14 protein-coding genes and 1 pseudogene are annotated in these 17,979 nt (G+C 63.0%); 7 read left to right on the forward strand and 8 right to left on the reverse strand.

Features of this window, described 5'->3' with window-relative positions:
* Positions 1 to 91 precede the first annotated feature (91 nt).
* On the reverse strand, positions 92 to 520 hold the full coding sequence (locus OU999_14320; GenBank protein WAC22904.1) for a CBS domain-containing protein: 429 nt from the start codon (positions 518 to 520) through the stop codon (positions 92 to 94).
* 141 nt (positions 521 to 661) lie between these two features.
* Between OU999_14320 and OU999_14325 the strand changes: the two genes are divergently transcribed.
* Positions 662 to 952 (forward strand): hypothetical protein, encoded by a 291-nt coding sequence (locus OU999_14325; GenBank protein ID WAC22905.1) that lies wholly within the window; start codon positions 662 to 664, stop codon positions 950 to 952.
* Between the two features lie 12 nt (positions 953 to 964).
* Positions 965 to 1,372 (forward strand): acyl-CoA thioesterase, encoded by a 408-nt coding sequence (locus OU999_14330; GenBank protein WAC22906.1) that lies wholly within the window; start codon positions 965 to 967, stop codon positions 1,370 to 1,372.
* Positions 1,373 to 1,420: 48 nt separating this feature from the next.
* On the opposite strand, the gene OU999_14335 is transcribed toward OU999_14330, so the two are convergent.
* Positions 1,421 to 2,188: an alpha/beta hydrolase gene (locus OU999_14335; protein WAC22907.1), complete on the reverse strand. Its 768-nt coding sequence runs from the start codon at positions 2,186 to 2,188 to the stop codon at positions 1,421 to 1,423.
* A gap of 344 nt (positions 2,189 to 2,532) precedes the next feature.
* Positions 2,533 to 2,622: pseudogene (locus OU999_14340) on the reverse strand (transcriptional regulator).
* A gap of 103 nt (positions 2,623 to 2,725) precedes the next feature.
* On the opposite strand from OU999_14340, the gene OU999_14345 reads away from it, so the two are divergent.
* Both OU999_14345 and thrS read left to right on the forward strand, forming a co-directional pair.
* Positions 2,726 to 3,490, forward strand: a complete 765-nt coding sequence (locus OU999_14345) for a hypothetical protein (protein ID WAC22908.1) — start codon at positions 2,726 to 2,728, stop codon at positions 3,488 to 3,490.
* A gap of 411 nt (positions 3,491 to 3,901) precedes the next feature.
* The gene (gene thrS, locus OU999_14350) at positions 3,902 to 5,899 is read left to right on the forward strand and encodes a threonine--tRNA ligase (protein ID WAC22909.1); all 1,998 of its coding nucleotides are present in this window, start codon (positions 3,902 to 3,904) and stop codon (positions 5,897 to 5,899) included.
* A gap of 151 nt (positions 5,900 to 6,050) precedes the next feature.
* On the opposite strand, the gene OU999_14355 is transcribed toward thrS, so the two are convergent.
* From OU999_14355 to OU999_14375, 5 genes are all read right to left on the reverse strand, one after another.
* Positions 6,051 to 9,362, reverse strand: coding sequence for a TonB-dependent receptor (locus OU999_14355; GenBank protein ID WAC22910.1), 3,312 nt, complete (start codon positions 9,360 to 9,362; stop codon positions 6,051 to 6,053).
* A gap of 141 nt (positions 9,363 to 9,503) precedes the next feature.
* Positions 9,504 to 9,827: a hypothetical protein gene (locus OU999_14360; GenBank protein ID WAC22911.1), complete on the reverse strand. Its 324-nt coding sequence runs from the start codon at positions 9,825 to 9,827 to the stop codon at positions 9,504 to 9,506.
* Entirely contained in the window at positions 9,808 to 11,082 is a 1,275-nt protein-coding gene (clpX, locus tag OU999_14365) for an ATP-dependent Clp protease ATP-binding subunit ClpX (protein ID WAC22912.1), read from the reverse strand. Before clpX ends, OU999_14360 begins: the two co-directional genes overlap by 20 nt.
* Before the next feature lie 166 nt (positions 11,083 to 11,248).
* The gene (gene clpP, locus OU999_14370) at positions 11,249 to 11,875 is read right to left on the reverse strand and encodes an ATP-dependent Clp endopeptidase proteolytic subunit ClpP (GenBank protein ID WAC22913.1); all 627 of its coding nucleotides are present in this window, start codon (positions 11,873 to 11,875) and stop codon (positions 11,249 to 11,251) included.
* A 60-nt stretch (positions 11,876 to 11,935) separates the two neighbouring features.
* A complete protein-coding gene (locus tag OU999_14375; protein ID WAC22914.1) occupies positions 11,936 to 13,300 on the reverse strand; it encodes an MFS transporter in 1,365 nt (454 codons plus the stop codon).
* A 179-nt stretch (positions 13,301 to 13,479) separates the two neighbouring features.
* On the opposite strand from OU999_14375, the gene OU999_14380 reads away from it, so the two are divergent.
* From OU999_14380 to OU999_14390, 3 genes are read left to right on the forward strand one after another with little or no spacing between them, the layout of a single operon-like run.
* The gene (locus OU999_14380; GenBank protein WAC22915.1) at positions 13,480 to 15,957 is read left to right on the forward strand and encodes a TonB-dependent receptor; all 2,478 of its coding nucleotides are present in this window, start codon (positions 13,480 to 13,482) and stop codon (positions 15,955 to 15,957) included.
* An 8-nt stretch (positions 15,958 to 15,965) separates the two neighbouring features.
* The gene (locus OU999_14385) at positions 15,966 to 17,114 is read left to right on the forward strand and encodes a glycoside hydrolase family 68 protein (protein WAC22916.1); all 1,149 of its coding nucleotides are present in this window, start codon (positions 15,966 to 15,968) and stop codon (positions 17,112 to 17,114) included.
* Entirely contained in the window at positions 17,104 to 17,979 is an 876-nt protein-coding gene (locus tag OU999_14390) for an ROK family protein (GenBank protein WAC22917.1), read from the forward strand. Before OU999_14385 ends, OU999_14390 begins: the two co-directional genes overlap by 11 nt.

Raw genomic sequence — 17,979 nt, forward strand, 5'->3', positions numbered from 1 at the left:
GGGCTCCGGCTTTCGCCGGAGAACGGCTCAGGTCAGGGCGGTGCGCTTTCTCTCTTCGCGCCTTCGCGCCTTCGCGTGAACCCCAAAGCCCTCAAACGCTCTGGATATAATCCCTGAGCGCCGCCGCCTCGCTTTCGATCTTGTCGATGCGATATTTGACCAGATCGCCGATCGACACGAAGCCGATCAGCGTCGTGCCCTCGACCACCGGCAGGTGGCGGATGCGCCGCCGGGTCATCAGCGACAGCGCGGACATGACCTGGGTGTCGGGCGTCACGGTGATGGCAGGGGCGGTCATCGCCTGTTCGACCGGCTGGTCGAGGATGCCGGGCCCGTCCGAATGCAGCCGATAGACCAGGTCGCGCTCCGAAAAGATCCCCACCACCTCGCCATCGCGCACGATCGGCAGCGCGCCGATGCGCTTTTCCGCCAGCAGATTGGCGGCATCGCGCACGGTCGCATCGCAGGTGCAATGATGGACGCTTCCATCGCGGGCGGAAAGAATATGGGCAATCGTCATGGCAAGCGCTCTCCCAAGTCAAGGCCCGGTCGCCTCGTTGACCGGCGCTGCTGCATGAGCGCCGCCAGAGCGACTCAAGGCCATGCCATGGTCCCACGAAATGCTTGGAAAGAAAAGCGGTGCGCACCTATATCCACGTCCATGCCTCGATTTTCAAATCTCGACGATCCCGATTATGCCCGCTTTGCCTGGGGCCGCTACTGGCGGGTGATGGGCTGGATGGCTGCGGTCACGACGCTGGCCATCGTGCTGATCCTGGGCGTGCTGTTCCTGCTGCACGGCTGGGTCTCGATCCATCTCTATATTGCCGCCGCGCTCGGTATCGGCTTTACCATGCTGCTCACTGCGGCGCTGATGGGGCTGGTCTTCCTCTCCAGCGGCACCGGGCATGATGATTCGATAGACGACGCGCTCGATCCCGACGCGCCTTGAAGGGGCCTTTTGATGTCTGAACCCACTGGATCGCTGACTGCGGGCCGCGAGCCCGTGCTGCGCGTGGTGCCTGCCCCTGCGGACATCAATTCCAACGGCCATATTTTCGGCGGCTGGGTGCTGGCGCAGATGGATATCGCAGGCGGCATCGTCGCCGGGCGCGAAGTGCAGGGGCCGTGCGCCACCGTCGCCATCGAGACGATGCAGTTCCTCGCGCCGATCCTGCTGCGCGACATCATCTCGATCTATGGCGAGGTCGAGCGCGTCGGGCGTACCTCGATCGCGATCCGGCTCGACGTCATCGCCACGCGCGGACGCGGCGCGGAGGAAGTGCGCGTGACCAGCGGGCTGTTCACCTTTGTGGCATTGGACGAGAACCACCGTCCGCGCGCGATCGTTCGGGAAGCGCCGTTGGTCTGACCATCCTTTGCGCACCAGCGGAACCCCCGCCTGCGCGGGGGTGACGGGTCACTTGCTGGAGAGGTCCGACATCAGATTGCCGACTGTCTGCACCAGCAGCGCAATGTCGCCGTCGCGCGACAGGCGGTGGTCGCCATCCTTGATGAGCGTCAGCTGCACATCGGTCGATCGCAGCTGCTTGGCCGTTTCCAGCGCATATTGCCAGGGCACGTCGGGGTCGTTCTGCCCCTGGATCAGCCGCACCGGGCCGTCATAGGCGATCTCGCCGATCAGCACACGGTTGCCCTCGCCCGATTGCCAAAAGCGGCGCGTGGTCACCATCGGCTCGGGCCCGTATTCGCTTACCCGTTCCAGCCGCCCTTCGGTGAGGATGGTCATCTTCTCCTCCTGGCTGAAACCCCACATGGTGAAATCGGGCGCAGCGGCGATGCCGATCAGCCCCGCGACGCGCTGCGGACGCCCCAGCGCGGCGAGCAGCGCCAGCCAGCCGCCCATCGACGATCCGACCAGCAGCACCGGCCCTGTCACCACCGTGTCGATCAGCGCCAGCGCATCGCCCAGCCAGTCGGCCAGCGCCTGCTCCTCGAACGCGCCGCTGCTCGATCCGCACCCGGCATAATCGAAGCGCAGCATCGCATGGCCGGTATCCGCCGCCCAGGCATCGAGCGCCAGCGCCTTGGTGCCGGTCATGTCGCTGGCATAGCCGGGCAGGAAGACAAGCGTCGGCGCGCCGACGCGCTCGGGCGCTGCGCGGCGATGCGAATAGACGATACGCGGCCGGTCGGCGCGGTCGAGAAAGCTGAGGCTGTTGGTCATGGCTGGCGGCTTAGCCGAGCATCACCTGTCTGGCTAGCCACGCCTCTCCCCTCCCTCTGGGGAGGGGTGGCCGAAGGCCGGGGTGGGGATGCGCGACCTGTGGTGCTCCTGGCCCACCCCGGTGCGGCAAGCCGCACCTGCCCCTCCCGCATGCGGGAGGGGAAAGGGCGTGCGCATCATCTGCCTCTCCCTCGATGGGAGAGGCAGCGAGACTTGGCGACGTGAGGAGCCTAGTCGCAGCGGTGAGGGTGAGGGCGCGGCTCGGCGCGACATCACGACGGAGGCCCTATCTTGCGCGATCACCCCCACCCAACCCTCCCCCATCAAGGGGGAGGGCTTCAGGCTCAATCGCGCATGAAGATCGCCTCGATCGGCAGGGCGAACAGATCGGCGATGCGGAAGGCAAGGGGGAGCGAAGGGTCGTATTTAGTGCCGAGGTTAGGCGTAGGTTGCGACTGGTGAACGAAACATTACCGAGGTCGGTCTGGCAACAAGTACTTTATTTTCAAATGATGCCATTTTGTGTATAGCTTAAACATGATCACTTTTGATTCGGTGCAGCAAGAAATTGAGTGGGCGAGGTCTAATCTCAATCGAGCTGGGATTTTGTTGGATCAATATGTTGAGAGTCAGCCCTTTTCCTTAGTGATTGAGGATGACGCCGAGACTGGTGGAAAAATCCACAAAATTAAGCGAATGGTGGATCCACCTACCGAAATCGGTCATTTGATTAGAAATTCTATTCTTGACTTGAAGCACTCGTTCGACAGGTCTCTTCATGTGGCAGCATTCACTGCCGGAAGGGAGGATTTTAACAAAAATTACCCTTGGTCAGAAAATGTCGCCGGGCTAAAGGCGATTCTGCGCTCGCGCCAGTCCAAAAATTCGACATCTTTACCTCTCAATATTATCAAGGAGATTTTTCGCCAAAAGCCGTACTCTGGAGAAAAAATGCCGATATCAAGCCGGTATTTAGTAAGGGAAATGGCTCAAATGGCGAATAATAAGCACTCAATTGGATTTGAGTTTGTTGCTAGGCCTAGCGGGACTATGATTTCGGGTTTCATGTCGTATAATGCTTCTATATCGTTTGGTACATGGGACGCGGTGAACAAGGAAAGTGTATTTGTTAGAGTTTGGCCCGGTGGACACGCAGCTTATGGGCAAACTAGCATATCCGTCGATATATTCTTCAAGCGAGATGGTCCGATAGGTAAGGTACCGGCTTCGGTTGCGTTAAGAGAATTTTTAAAAAGCGCTCAAATGTCTCTTGAAGGGTTTCAGCGGGTCTGTGGCGTTTAAGTTATCTGGATTGATACAGAGCGCCCGATTTGGCTACGTTACACCAAATGGCAATCAGATTTTTTGATGAAAGTCCCAAGTTGGTTGCACTTGTGATCGGCGAGAAGCTCGTCTCCTGAACTAAGAGGGGGGAGCTTCGTGGTGCGCCTAGTGACTCCCGCCCCCTTCCCCGCTATACCGAGCGCATGGCGAGCATCCGCACCCTCACTAGCACAACCACTCCGGGCGACCGGGGGCGGGGCTGCGTGGGCTGAAGGGCACGCGGCGCTGGCCACCCGGAGCGGGTGGCGCGGCGTCGGCTCTCCCGCACTTTCCGGCAAGAAACACAGGCGCATAACCCCTTTTGGGGCGCGGCGCTTTGTGCCATGGCGCCTCAGGCGCTGCAGGGCGCCAGGAACAGGAAAGACAGTCATGTCCCAGCTTTTGAAGATCAGCCTGCCCGATGGATCGGTGCGCGAAATGCCCGAGGGCTCGACGCCCGCCGATGTCGCCGCCGCGATCGGTCCCGGCCTTGCCAAGGCGGCGATTGCCGCGCGTGTCGATGGCGAGCTGCGCGATATCACGCGCCCCTTTACCGGCGATGCGCAGCTGGCCTTGGTCACCGCGAAGGACGAGGCCGATGCGCTGGAGCTGGCGCGGCACGATTTCGCGCATGTGCTCGCCGAAGCGGTGCAGAACCTGTTCCCGGGCACGCAGATCACCTTCGGTCCATCGACCGACGACGGCTTCTATTATGACTTTGCGCCTGCCGAGCGCCCGTTCACTGACGAGGACCTGCCCGTCATCGAGGCCGAGATGCGCCGCATCATCGCTGCGAACAAGCCGCTCAAGCGCGAGGTGTGGGAACGCGATGCGCTGATCGCGCGCTGGACCGAGCAGGGCGAGACGTTCAAGGCCGAATGGGCCGCCGAACTGCCCCAGGGCGACGAAATTACGGTCTATTGGTCGGGGGACGACTGGATGGACATGTGCCGCGGGCCGCATCTGGCCTCGACCGGCAGGCTCGATCCTGCAGCGTTCAAGCTGACGCGCGTGTCGGGCGCCTATTGGCGGGGCGACCAGCGCAACCCGCAATTGTCGCGCATCTATGGCACCGGCTGGCTCAACAAGAAGCAGCTCGACGCGCATCTGGTGCGGCTGGAAGAGGCGGCCAAGCGCGATCATCGCAAGATCGGGCAGGAAATGGACCTGTTCCACCTGCAGCAGGAGGCGCACGGGTCGGTCTTCTGGCATCCGCGCGGCTTCGTGATCTATCGCGCGCTGGAGGCCTATATGCGCCGCCGGCTCGATGCCGCGGGCTATCTGGAGGTCAAGACCCCGCAGGTGATGGACGCGCGCCAATGGGAGCAGTCCGGGCACTGGGGCAAATATCGCGAGAACATGTTCGTCATCCCCGACGAGGTGCCCAACACCGAGGATGAAGGCCCGGTCGTGTCGAACGATGCCGCGTGGATGGCCTTGAAGCCGATGAACTGCCCGGCGCACGTCCTGATCTTCCGCCAGGGCATCAAGAGCTATCGCGACCTGCCCTTGCGCCTCGCCGAAATGGGCTGCTGTCACCGCAACGAGCCGCATGGCGCGCTGCACGGGCTGATGCGCGTGCGCCAGTTCACGCAGGACGATGCGCACATCTTTTGCCGCGAGGACCAGCTGGTCGACGAGATCAGCAAATTCTGCGACCTGCTCGACGTGGTCTACAAGGATCTGGGTTTTGGCGATTATGCCATCAAGCTCGCGCTGCGCCCCGAAAAGCGGTTCGGCAGTGACGAGATGTGGGACTGGTCCGAACAGTCGATGCGCGATGCCGTCGCCGCCACGGGGCGCAACACCGAAGAATGGGGCTGGGAAGAGCTGCCCGGCGAAGGTGCCTTCTATGCGCCCAAGCTGGAATTCCATCTCACTGATGCGATCGGCCGCACCTGGCAGGTGGGCACGATCCAGACCGATACCGTGCTGCCCGAACGGCTCGATGCCAGCTATGTCGCGGAGGATGGCAACCGCCACCGCCCGATCATGCTGCACCGTGCGATCCTGGGAAGCTATGAGCGGTTCATCGGCATCCTGATCGAGCATTATGCGGGCAAGTTCCCGCTGTGGCTCGCGCCGGTCCAGGCGGTGGTCGCGACAATCGTGTCCGATGCCGATGATTATGCGCGCGAGGTGGTGGCCCAGCTTCAGGCGGCGGGCATCCGCGTCGAGGAGGATCTGCGCAACGAGAAGATCAACTACAAGGTGCGCGAGCATTCGGTGGGCCGCGTGCCCAACATCCTGGTCGTCGGCAAGCAGGAGGCCGAAAAGCGCACCGTGGCGCTTCGCCGCCTGGGCGAACAGCAGCAGCAGTTCCTTTCGCTCGACGAGGCGGTGGCAATGCTGAAGAACGAGGCGCTTCCGCCCGATCTCAAGGGCTGACACGCCCAGCATCGGTTGAAGCAAAAGCCCCCTGTTCCACCACCGGAACAGGGGGCTTTTTCATGCCCGCGCCATGCCGCTCTCGCGCAAAAGAAAAGGGCGCGATGGCCAAGCCACCGCGCCCCGATCCTCTCCCGCGAGGGGAAACGTCTTAGAAGGTCACGCGAACCCCGAAACGCACCGCCCAGAGCGAGCCGCGCAGATCGACAGCCTCGGCCGGAGCCGTGAAGGTGGTGCCGGTGCGGTTGGCGAACTGGTACTGCGCGCAGGTGTTGGTGCCCTGCGCAACGCAGGTCACGTTGGCGATCGTGCCGTAATAGGGGAAGCCAACCTGACGGATGGTGCCCCAATCGGAGTCGAGCAGGTTGAGGACGTTCTCGACGTCCGCCAGCAGTTCGACCTTGGTGCCCAGCACGAACGGCACTTCCTGACGCAGCGACAGGTCGAGCTTGTTGTAGCGCGGGGTGCGACCGATGTTCTTCGGCGCGATGCGGCCCTGATACTTGTTCAGCTCGGAATTCTGAACGAAGCTCTGGAAACCGGCAAAGTCGAAGTTTGTAGCATAGGTCACCAGCGGATCAGCCGTCCGCGACGCGACGTTGGGCACGTACGCCAGATAACGGTTGTTGGTACCGGTGACACCGAAGACCGCCGAACGTAGGTTACCCGATGCCTGGTCGGCAAAGGTGTAGCTGTAACGCTGACCCGAGAGCGAGTTGAAGAACAGCTCGAACCGGGTGGTGTTGTCGCCGAACAGCTTGGCGTCATAGCCCATGACGATGCGGAAGGCATCGTCACGCTGATAGTTGGACGTGCCATAAGCCGCGAAGTTCGGGTCCACGACCGCCGCGTTGGTGTAGTTCGAGAACGCCACCGACGAGGTGCCGGAGTTGGTGTCCTTGGCGCGCTGGTAGGTATAGGCACCGCCGAGGCGGAAGCCGTTTTCCCAGCGCTTGTCGAACCGTGCGACCACGTTCCAGCTGTAACCGCGATCGTCGTTGGTCAGCAGGATGTCGGTGTTGGTGGTTGCACCCTGGCCAGCCAGGACGCTGTAGCGCGGACGGCCATCGGGCAGAACGCCGGTCACGACCGAACGCAGATCGGTCCAGGTCAGACCCGACTTCACCTTCGACCAGACCACATCCACACCGAAGTTCCAGTTGTCGCCCAGGAAGCCGAGATCAGCATTGTAATCCACGGTGCCCGAAACGCGCCACTGCGACGGGATCTTGTAGTTCGGATCCAGTGCGTTGGTCGGCGACTGCGCGGTACCGGCGGTGCGGATCGCATCAACCAGCGCCTGCGGAATACCGGTGCCGCCCGAAACGTTGTTCAGCGTCGCTGCACCGATCGCGTTCTGCTGCGCAGCGCTCAAACCGGTGACGCCCGAAATGGTGAAGGTGTCAGGAGCGCCGCCCGTGCCGGGAACACGACGAACCTGCACGTTACCCAGCGTCGGACCGGGGTTCGAATAGCTGTTCGAAATCCACACATTGGGGTTGCCGCCGCCGAACAGACCGGCCGAACCGCGGACGGTCAGGCGATCGGTCGGCTTCCAGTTGAGGCCGAAGCGCGGCTGGAACAGCTGGCGACCGTTGAGGGTCTGAGCGTTGGTGAAACCGAAGCGGTTGAAGAAGTCGTTGTTGACGAACGGACGATCGGGGGTGTCGAACAGGTCCCAGCGGAAGCCGGCGGTGACCACCAGGGTGTCGGTGACGTCAACGGTATCCTGCAGACCGAAGGTCCAGCTGTTGTTTTCGAAATCGGCGGTGACCGTATCGATGCCGCCACGCAGAGGAGCCGAGAAGTTCAGCTCATTGGCCTGACGGTTCTGCAGACCTGCGATCGAGTCGAAATACCAGGCACCCGAGACGCGCTGGGCGAACAGGTTGCGGATATCCTGGGTGCGACGCTCGGCAATCAGCTTGAGCGTGTGGTTGTTCAGCTGCAGCGTGGCCTGGAACTCGATGTTCAGCGACTGCGCATCGAGCTCGTTCGCCTGGCGGCTGATGTCCGGACCGAAGGTGAGCTGACGCTGGCCTGCGGTACAGGTCAGTGCCGCCGTGGCAATCGTCTGATTGGTAATCGGAGCAGGCGAGGTCGGGTCGAGACAGGTGCGGAACTCACCGAAGGACGCTGCGCCGAACGGCTGCTGGATGCGGACATAATCGGCATAGGACACGCGCAGCTGGGTCGAGAAATTGTCGGTCCACTGGTCGTTGAACTGGACGATGCCGAAATGGTTGGTCGCGCCCTGGTTGTAGTTGTTCGACAGGTACGAGAAAGTGGGGTTGGTCGCTGTCAGCGCACCGATACCGGTCTGGCCAGCGGTGACGTTACCCTTGTTGTAGATATAGGTGAACGTGGCGCGGTGACCGTCGGCGATGTTCCAGTCGACCTTGGCAACGACCTTGTCATCCTTCTCGGGAATGTTGCCGCCGACACCCTGGGTGTCGAAATTATAGACGTTCTGGGCGATCGCGCTGATATTGCTGAGCTGGGCATCGGAAATGCCGAGCGCTCCGGGCAGGATGGGGGCAGGCACGACGTCCCGCAGCCGCTCATAGGTCAGCGAGAAGAACAGCTTGTCCTCGATGATCGGGCCGGTCAGCTGCGCGGTGTAGATCTTCGATTCGAAGGCGCCGGTACGACGAACGCCGCGGGCAGTGTCGCCGCGCAGGCTGTCATCGCCGTAATAGAAGCCGGCAAGGCCCGAGAACTCGTTCGAGCCCGACTTCAGCTGCGCGTTGATCGCGCCGCCCTGGAAAAAGCCCTGCTGGATGTCGACGGGAGCGACTTCCACCGAGAACTCGCCGATTGCATCGAGCGGAACCGGACCACGGGTCGAAACAAGGCCGCCGGCTTCCAGACCGAAGGGATCGCCAAAGGCGACGCCGTCAACGGTGAAGCGGTTGAAGCGGTTGTTCTGTCCTGCGATCGAGATCGCGCCGCCATTGGTCGGATCGAGGTTCACGCGCGGGTCGCGCGCGGCCAGGTTGCGGATGTCGCGGTTGACGTTCGAGACGCCTGCGATGTCGCGAGCGGTCAGCACGGTGCCGGCGCCCGATTCGAGCGGGGTCGATGCGGCGATCGACGAAGCGGTCACGACGATGACGGCTTCGGACTGCAGTTCGACCGGCAGACGGAAGGGCTGGCCAGCCTGGAGGAAGATGTCGGTGACCGACGACTGTTCAAAGCCCGATGCGTTGACTTCGACCGTGAACGGGCCGCCCAGACGCAGACCGACGGCGCTGAAGTTGCCTTCGGCGTCGGTGGTGGTGGTGGCCACGGTGCCCGACGGCGTGTGGATCACCTTGACGTCGGCATTGGCAACCGGTGCGCCATTGGCGGTGACGGAACCACGGACCGACGAGGTCGTTTCCTGTGCGTGCGCCGGTGCGGCCATGACGGTGGCCAGCGAAAGCGCCGCGGCGCTTGCCGCGAGATAATAGCGAATCTGCATGTGTCATTCCCCGTTTCTTGCCGCCCATGGGACACTGGCGGCGATGAAAGCGCTCTCAAAAATCAAGAGATGAGCGGCGCACTAGGGGGCGCTAAGGACAGAAAAGCGAAACGAATGTGAAGGAAATGTGACAGATTTAAGTCACGATATGACGGTTCGCTTGGGAATCGTTCGCAAATGCACCAAACCATTGAAATAGCGATGTAAATTGGCGCATTCCAGCCTTGCTGCGGGCAAGGCGATCCGCTGCCCAGTCGCCGCTGCATGACGTTTTGTTCGCAACTGCGGCATAAATGACACGCTGCCCGGGCTGGCTGCGCGGGCGGCCGTTACAATTGCCCCAACGTGGCGACGACTCGCGCCAAAAGAAGGGGACGCAAAGCCTTCGCCCTGCGTCCCCCTGATAATCTTCAGCAATCTGGCCGGAATATCCGGACGTGAAGGGTCAGGCAGCGTCGCCTGCACCTACCTTGTCCTTGGCAGCGAAGACCTGAATCGGGTCCTTGCGGCCTTCGACCACGTCGCGGTCGACCACGATCTCGGCTACGCCCTTCATGCCGGGCAGTTCGAACATGGTGTCGAGCAGCATCGCCTCGACGATCGAACGCAGGCCGCGTGCGCCGGTCTTTCGCTCGATGGCCTTTTTGGCGATCGCCTCGAGCGCGTCATCGGTGAAGCTCAGCTCCACGTCTTCCAGCTCGAACAGCTTCTGATACTGCTTGATCAGCGCGTTCTTGGGTTCCTTGAGAATCTTCACCAGCGCGGTGATATCCAGGTCCTCGAGCGTCGCGATGACCGGCAGACGACCGACGAATTCAGGGATCAGGCCGAACTTCAGCAGATCCTCGGGCTCGCCATGGCGCAGCAGTTCGCCGGTCTTGCGCTCTTCGGGCGCAGCAACATGCGCGCCGAAGCCGATCGACTTGCCCTGCAGGCGGTCACCGATGATCTTTTCAAGGCCCGCAAACGCACCGCCGCAGATGAACAGGATGTTGGTCGTGTCCACCTGCAGGAATTCCTGCTGCGGATGCTTGCGCCCGCCCTGCGGCGGAACCGAGGCGGTGGTGCCTTCCATCAGCTTGAGCAGCGCCTGCTGCACGCCTTCGCCCGAAACGTCGCGCGTGATCGAGGGGTTCTCGGCCTTGCGGCTGATCTTGTCGATCTCGTCGATATAGACAATGCCGCGCTGCGCCTTTTCGACATTATAGTCGCTGGCCTGCAGCAGCTTGAGGATGATGTTCTCGACATCCTCGCCGACATAGCCGGCCTCGGTCAGCGTCGTCGCATCGGCCATGGTGAAGGGCACGTCGAAGGTCTTGGCGAGCGTCTGCGCGAGCAGCGTCTTGCCGCAGCCGGTGGGGCCGACGAGCAGGATGTTCGACTTGGCGAGTTCAACCTCGCCCGATCCCTTGCCCGAATGGTTGAGGCGCTTGTAGTGATTGTGCACCGCGACCGAGAGCACGCGCTTGGCGCGGTCCTGGCCGATGACATAATCGTTGAGGACGTCGCAGATTTCCTGCGGCGTGGGCACACCGCCATCCTTCTTGCCGGCCAGGCCAGCCTTGGATTCCTCGCGGATGATGTCGTTGCACAGCTCCACGCATTCGTCGCAGATGAACACCGTGGGTCCGGCGATCAGCTTGCGCACTTCGTGCTGCGATTTTCCGCAGAAAGAGCAGTAAAGGGTGCTCTTCGAATCGGAACCGCTCAGCTTGGTCATAGCTCTTCCTTCTGTTCCGGCTGCATTATGCCCGGAACGTAACGTTTCAGCCTAGTGCCTAAAATGCGAAATTCAACACGCAACACCGGTGACGGGCACCGGTATTGCGCGCAGGCTCGCGGCGGCCATGGCGTGCGACGCACCCTGTCATAGGGTGCAATCCTTGTTAATTCCCTGCCTCTTCGGACGGCGTCGGGCGCTTTTCCATCACATGATCGACCAGACCGAAGTCCTTGGCTTCCTGGGCTTCCAAGAAGGTGTCGCGGTCCATGGCCTTTTCGATTTCCTCGAGCTTGCGGCCGGTGAACTGCACGTACAGGTCGTTCATACGCTTGCGGATTCGCAGGATTTCGCGCGCCTGGATCTCGATATCCGATGCCATGCCGCGCGCACCGCCCGAGGGCTGGTGCACCATGATGCGGGCATTGGCGAGCGCGGTGCGCATACCGGGTTCGCCTGCAGCCAGCAGGAAGCTGCCCATCGATGCAGCCTGGCCGATGCACACCGTGCCGACGCGCGGACGGATATATTGCATGGTGTCATAGATCGCCATGCCTGCCGTCACCACGCCGCCGGGCGAGTTGATATACATGAAGATGTCCTTTTTCGGATTCTCCGATTCCAGGAACAGCAGCTGCGCGACGATGAGCGAGGCCATGTTGTCCTCGATCTCGCCGGTCACGAACACGATCCGTTCACGCAGCAGCCGCGAGAAAATGTCAAAGCTGCGCTCTCCGCGGTTCGACTGTTCGATGACAATCGGGACCAGGGCATCGCGGACGGTATCGTACATATGGGCCTTCTTTCTGCGCTTTTGGTTCGCTGGTCTAAATCGGCCTGTTTGCGCGCAAGTTCAAGCCCCGATGCGTTGCCCCCTGCCGACCATCAGAGTTGCAGCCGCGCCGCACAGCATGAGCACGCCTGCCAGCAGGATCGCGTTGCGCGGATCGGAGCCGAGCAGCGGGCCGTAGATCAGCGGCATCGTCATCGTCTCGATCAGCATCGGCACGACGATGAACATGTTGAATATGCCCATATAAACCCCGGTCCGCTCGGGCGGGATGCAATCGGCCAGCATCACATAGGTGTTGCCCATCATCCCCGCCCAGCCCAGGCCGATGCCGATCATCGGCACGAACATCGCCGCGCGGCTGTCGAGCATCGGCAGGCTCAGCATCGCGATTCCGGATGCCACCAGACAGACGGCGTGGACCGGCTTGGCCCCCATTTTCCGGACGATGGGGATCAGCACCAGCGCGGCGATGAACGACACCGCATTATAGGCCACGCCCATCTGCTGCGCGGTCAGCGAGGCCGAGATGAAATCGGCGCTGGTCGCGCGCGCGCCTTCGCCTGCCGGGAACAATGTGCGCGACACCGACAGCGCGATGAACTGCCAATAGACGAACATCGCATACCATTGGCACAGCATCGCCCAGGCCAACTGGCGCATCGGGCGCGGCATGGCGACAAAGGCATCGCGGATTTCGGCCAGGGCAGCGCCAGCGCCCATCGGCTTTGCCGCCATTTCGGCCAGCTCGGCCTCGGACAGCTTCAGTTCGGGCACGCGCAGCACCGACCAGACGATGGTCGAGATCGACAGGATCGCGCCGATGACAAAGGCGATGCGGACGATGACGGGTATGCCGTTGATGTCGACCAGGTTCTGGCTGATTCCGAACGACACGAGCAGGCTGGGTGCGGCATAGGATAGGCATTGCGCCAGCCCCGTGAACGCGCTCTGCACCAGAAAGCCTGCAGGCCGCTGCACAGGCTCCAGACGGTCGGCGACATAGGCGCGGTACGGCTCCATGGTGATGTTGTTGCCCGCATCGAGCAGCCAGAGCAGGCTCGCAGCCGTCCACAATGTGCTCGAATAGGGCATCAGGAACAGGCACAGCGAACAGATCACCGCGCCGATCAGGAAATAGGGGGTGCGCCGGCCGAGCTTCGAGCGGGTGCGGTCGGAGAGCGCGCCGACCAGCGGCTGGATCAGCAGGCCGGTCATCGGACCTGCCAGCCAGAGCAGCGGCATCGTCGCCTCGTCCGCGCCCAGAAAGGTATAGATCGGCGTCATGTTGGCCTGTTGCAGGCCAAAGCTGAACTGCAGGCCGAAAAAGCCCAGATTCATCTCGACGATTCGCGGCAGCGACAGGCGCGGCGGTGCCGATGGGCGGGTCGCGAATTCGGGGGCCGGAGCATGCGCGGCGCTGGTCATATGCCTCTCCTTATGTCCATGCGGCGTCTTGCCTTGCGCCTTGATAGCCATGCTATGCCGCCGGGCCAACGCTTGGCAAGCTTTTTTGCAATCGATTGCACATTCTGCTTGCAATCGTTTGCTAACTTGCTAGCGTCGATGGTCATAGCCGACTAACCGGCAGGTTCAGGAGAGATGTGATGTCGATTTCCAAGGCTCTGCGCGCATCGAGCGCCACTGCGGCGCTTGCCGCTGCATTTTTCAGTTTCACCCCCGCTGCCCTGGCGCAGGACACCGCCGCACAGGACGATTCCGACCAGAACGAAGTCATCGTCGTGACCGCCGTGGCGCGCGGCGCGAACGTGCTCGACAGCTCGGTCTCGGTCAGCGCGATCGACGCCGACCAGATCGCGACCACCGCACCGCGCAGCGCGGCTGAAATCTTCCGCAACATCCCCGGCATCCGCTCCGAATCATCGGGTGGCGAAGGCAATGCCAATATCGCCGTGCGCGGTCTGCCGATCGCCTCGGGCGGTGCCAAGTTCCTGCAGCTGCAGGAAGACGGCCTGCCGATCCTTGAATTCGGCGACATCACCTTCGGCAACTCGGACATCTTCCTGCGCTCGGACCTCAACATCGCCCGGGTCGAGGCGATTCGCGGCGGCTCGGCCTCGACCTTCGCCTCCAACTCGCCCGGCGGCGTGATCAACATGATCTCCAAGACCGGCAAGGGCCAGGACGGCGGCACCATCCAGGCGACGCTCGGTCTCGATTATGACGAAAAGCGCTTCGACTTCGATTATGGCGGCACGCTGGCCGAAGACCTGTATTTCCACATGGGCGGTTTCGTCCGCCAGGGCGAGGGCCCGCGCGATATCGGCTATGACGGCAACCGCGGCGGCCAGTTCAAGATCAACATCACCAAGGAATTCACCGGCGGCTTCATCCGCTTTTACGGGAAGTATCTGAACGACCGCGCAGTCGCCTATCTGCCCAACCCGGTCCGCGTGACCGGGACCAACGGCAACCCCAATTATTCCAACGTACCCGGCTTCGACATCAGCGGCGACAGCCTGCACTCGCGCTTCTTCCGTTCGGCGCTGAGCCTTGATGGCAACAACCAGGCGCGGCGCTTTGACATCACCGACGGCCAGCGACCGCTGGTCAAGGCCTTCGGCTTCGAGGGCGAGTTCGAGGTGGCCGATGGCTGGACGGTGACCAACCGCTTCCGCTTCTCCGACGTGTCGGGCAGCTTTGCCTCGCCGTTCCCGGGATCGATCGATACCGCCGCCAACACCGCGACGGCGCTGGCTGGTGCAGGCTCGCGCCTGGTCTTCGCCAATGGCCTGCAGGCCGGGCAGAACGTTCCCGGCAACGCGCTGGTGGCCAGCGTCGTGCTGTTCAACACGCGGCTCAACAGCCTCGACAATATCACCAACGACCTGCGCATCACCGGCGATTTCGAGCTGGGCAGCGGCAAGGCCACGCTGACGGCCGGCTTCTACAAGTCGCGTCAGGACATCAACACCGACTGGCTGTGGACCTCGCACCTGCTCGAAGTGCGTGGGGGCGGCAATGCCGCGCTGATCGACGTGGTGGCGGCCAATGGCCAGCGTCGCAGCGATCTTGGCACCGTGGCCTATTCGGCCAGCTTCTTCGGCAATTGCTGCCGCCGCAGCTATGACCTGCAGTACGATACCAATGCGCCCTTCGCCTCGCTGTCGCTCGAATTCGACCGTCTGACGGTCGATGGCAGCATCCGCTATGATTTCGGCGATGCCTCGGGCAGCACCTTCGGCTCTGATCTGGGCGGTGGCCGCGTCGGCATCACCAGATTCGATTTCAACGGCAGCGGCACGATCAGCCCCGCTGAAGCGCAGACCGCGACCATCCCGCTGGGTGCACCCGCGCTGGTCGACTACAGCTACAATTATTTCAGCTACTCGCTGGGCGTGAACTATCGCGTGTCGGATGATCTCGCGCTGTTCGCCCGTTACAGCAAGGGCGGCCGCGCCAATGCCGACCGCATCCTGTTCAACAACGACAATGTGAACTTCGTCACCGGCGACATCCGCAGCGAAGGCATTGCGATCGACTTCGTCAAGCAGGCGGAAGCGGGCGTGAAATACCGTTCGGGCGGCCTCGCGCTCTATGCCACCGGCTTCTACGCGGAGACCGAGGAAACCAACTTCGAAGCAACCAGCCGCCAGACCTTCGACCGTCAGTTCAAGGCGCACGGCATCGAGCTCGAAGCCTCGTATCGCACCGGCGGCTTCACCTTCAGCGCGGGCGGCACCTATACCGATGCCGAAATCAGCCGCGACCGGATCAGCCCCGCCAACCAGGGCAACAAGCCGCGCCGCCAGGCCGATTTCATCTATCAGCTGAGCGGTCAGTACGAGCAGGACATGTTCACGCTGGGCGCCAACATGGTCGGCACGACGGACAGCTTTGCGCAGGACAACAACCTGCTCGTGCTGCCCGGCTTTGCCCAGGTGAACGCCTTTGTCGCAGTGCGCCCGTTCGACCGGGTCCAGCTGTCGCTCAACGCCAACAACCTGTTCGACACGCGCGGCTTTACCGAGGCGGAAGAGGGCGCGATCCCGGCCAATGGCATCGTTCGCGCGCGTTCGATCAACGGCCGCACCATCTCGGCCACGCTGCGCTACGACTTCTGACGCGCACGATGACGACTGCCTGGACCGCCGCGCATATCGCCGCTCTTGAAGGTCAGCCCCTGCCGGTGCCGGGGCTGATCGGAGAGGATGATGTGCGGCGGATCCTGCCCGATCTGCTGCTGTGGGACATGTGGCCGCTGCAGCAGGCCAATGGCACGCTCGCATCGGTGGCGGGGGGCAGCCTGTGGATGGTGCTTGCCGCACCCGACCGGGGCGATCCCATCCTGCGCCATTTCGAGGCGAAGATCCGGCTGCTCCATCTCGATGTCCATGGCTGGCACGATCTGGGCGACATGCTGCCGCCGGGCCTCGGCGATTTCGAACGCGAATGGTCAGGCTCTGCGGTGCTGGAGGGGGACAGGGTCACGCTCTATTTCACCGCAGCCGGCTATGCCGACCGCCCCGGCGGCTTTCAGCAGCGGCTGGGCGAGACCCAGGGCGTGCTGCAGCCCGATGGCCGCATCACCGGCTGGTCGGCGGTGCGCGAAAGCGTGGTCGCCGATGGCGCGGTCTATCTGCCCGCCGACAAGCACGAGGGCGCGCCGGGCACGGTCAAGGCGTTCCGCGACCCGGCCTTTTTCATCGATCCTGCAGATGGTACCCGCTATCTGGTCTTCACCGGATCGCTGGCGGCATCGGACAGCGCCTTCAACGGCGCGGTCGGGCTGGCGCGGATGAACGATGCCGGCCAGTGGCAGCTGCTGCCGCCGATCATCCATGCCGATACGCTGAACAACGAGCTTGAGCGCGCGCAGATCATCGCGCATCAAGGCCTGTATTATGCCTTCTGGTCCACGCAAAACTCGGTGTTCAACCCTGAAGGCCCGACCGGGCCGACCGGTTTTTACGGCATGGTCGGCGAATCGGTGACCGGCCCCTGGCGCCCGCTCAACGGCACCGGCCTGGTGATCGCCAATCCCGATGAAGAGCCGATGCAATGCTATAGCTGGTTCGCCAGCGCCGACCTGCTGGTGTGCGGCTTTGTCGATCATTGGGGGCTGAAGGGCCGCAAACCGACCGATAGCGCGCTGATCGCGGCAGAGACGTTCGGCGGCACGCCCGCCCCGATGGTGCGGATCGCGCTCGACGGTGATCGCTCGCGCATCGTCGAGGTCTTCGCGATGGACCGGCTGCACGCGGTCTGCGATGTCGGCTGACCGTCCGCTGCTCGGCGCGATCGAGGCGGGCGGCACCAAATTCGTGCTGGGTGTCGGCCATGGGCCCGATGCGATCATCGAGCAGGTCCAGATCCCCACCCGCGATCCCGAGGTGACGCTGGCAGAGAGCCTCGCCTTTTTTGCGCGGCACCCGGACGTGGCGGCCATCGGCATAGGCTCGTTCGGCCCGCTGGAGCGCAACCGCAGCGACGCGAAATGGGGGCATATCCTGTCCACCCCCAAGCCCGGCTGGAGCGATTGCGACCTTGCCGGAACCATCGCGCGCGCCCTGAACGTGCCGGTCGCCTTCGATACCGATGTCAATGCCGCAGCCCTCGCCGAGGCGCGGCTGGGCGCGGCGCGCAATGCCACGGTCAGCGTCTATATCACCATCGGCACCGGGATCGGCGGCGGGGTGATTGCCGACGGGCAGATTGTCGGCGGAAAGGCGCATCCGGAGCTTGGCCATATGCGCCCGCGCCGCGCGGCGGATGACCAGGATTTTGCCGGGCATTGCCCGTTTCATGGCGATTGTCTGGAAGGGCTGGCGAGCGGCCCGGCGATCATCGCGCGCTGGGGCCAGTCGCTTTCGCACCTGGCCCCCGATCATGGCGCGCATGGCCTGATCGCAGGCTATCTTGCCGAGGCCTGCAACACGCTGCGCGCGGCGCTTGCGCCCGATGCCATCGTGCTCGGCGGCGGGGTGATGGGCACGCCGGGCCTGTTCGATCGGATCGTGGCCGAGGCCGCCGCGCGCGACGGCGGCTATTTCGCCTTGCCCGCAGCGCAGGTGATCCGCCGCCCCGCGCTCAGCCCCGTATCGGGGCTGGCAGGGGCCTTCCTGCTGGCGGCGGATCTCCTCTAA

The organism is Blastomonas sp. SL216 (genome assembly GCA_026625625.1).
GTDB lineage: Bacteria > Pseudomonadota > Alphaproteobacteria > Sphingomonadales > Sphingomonadaceae > Blastomonas.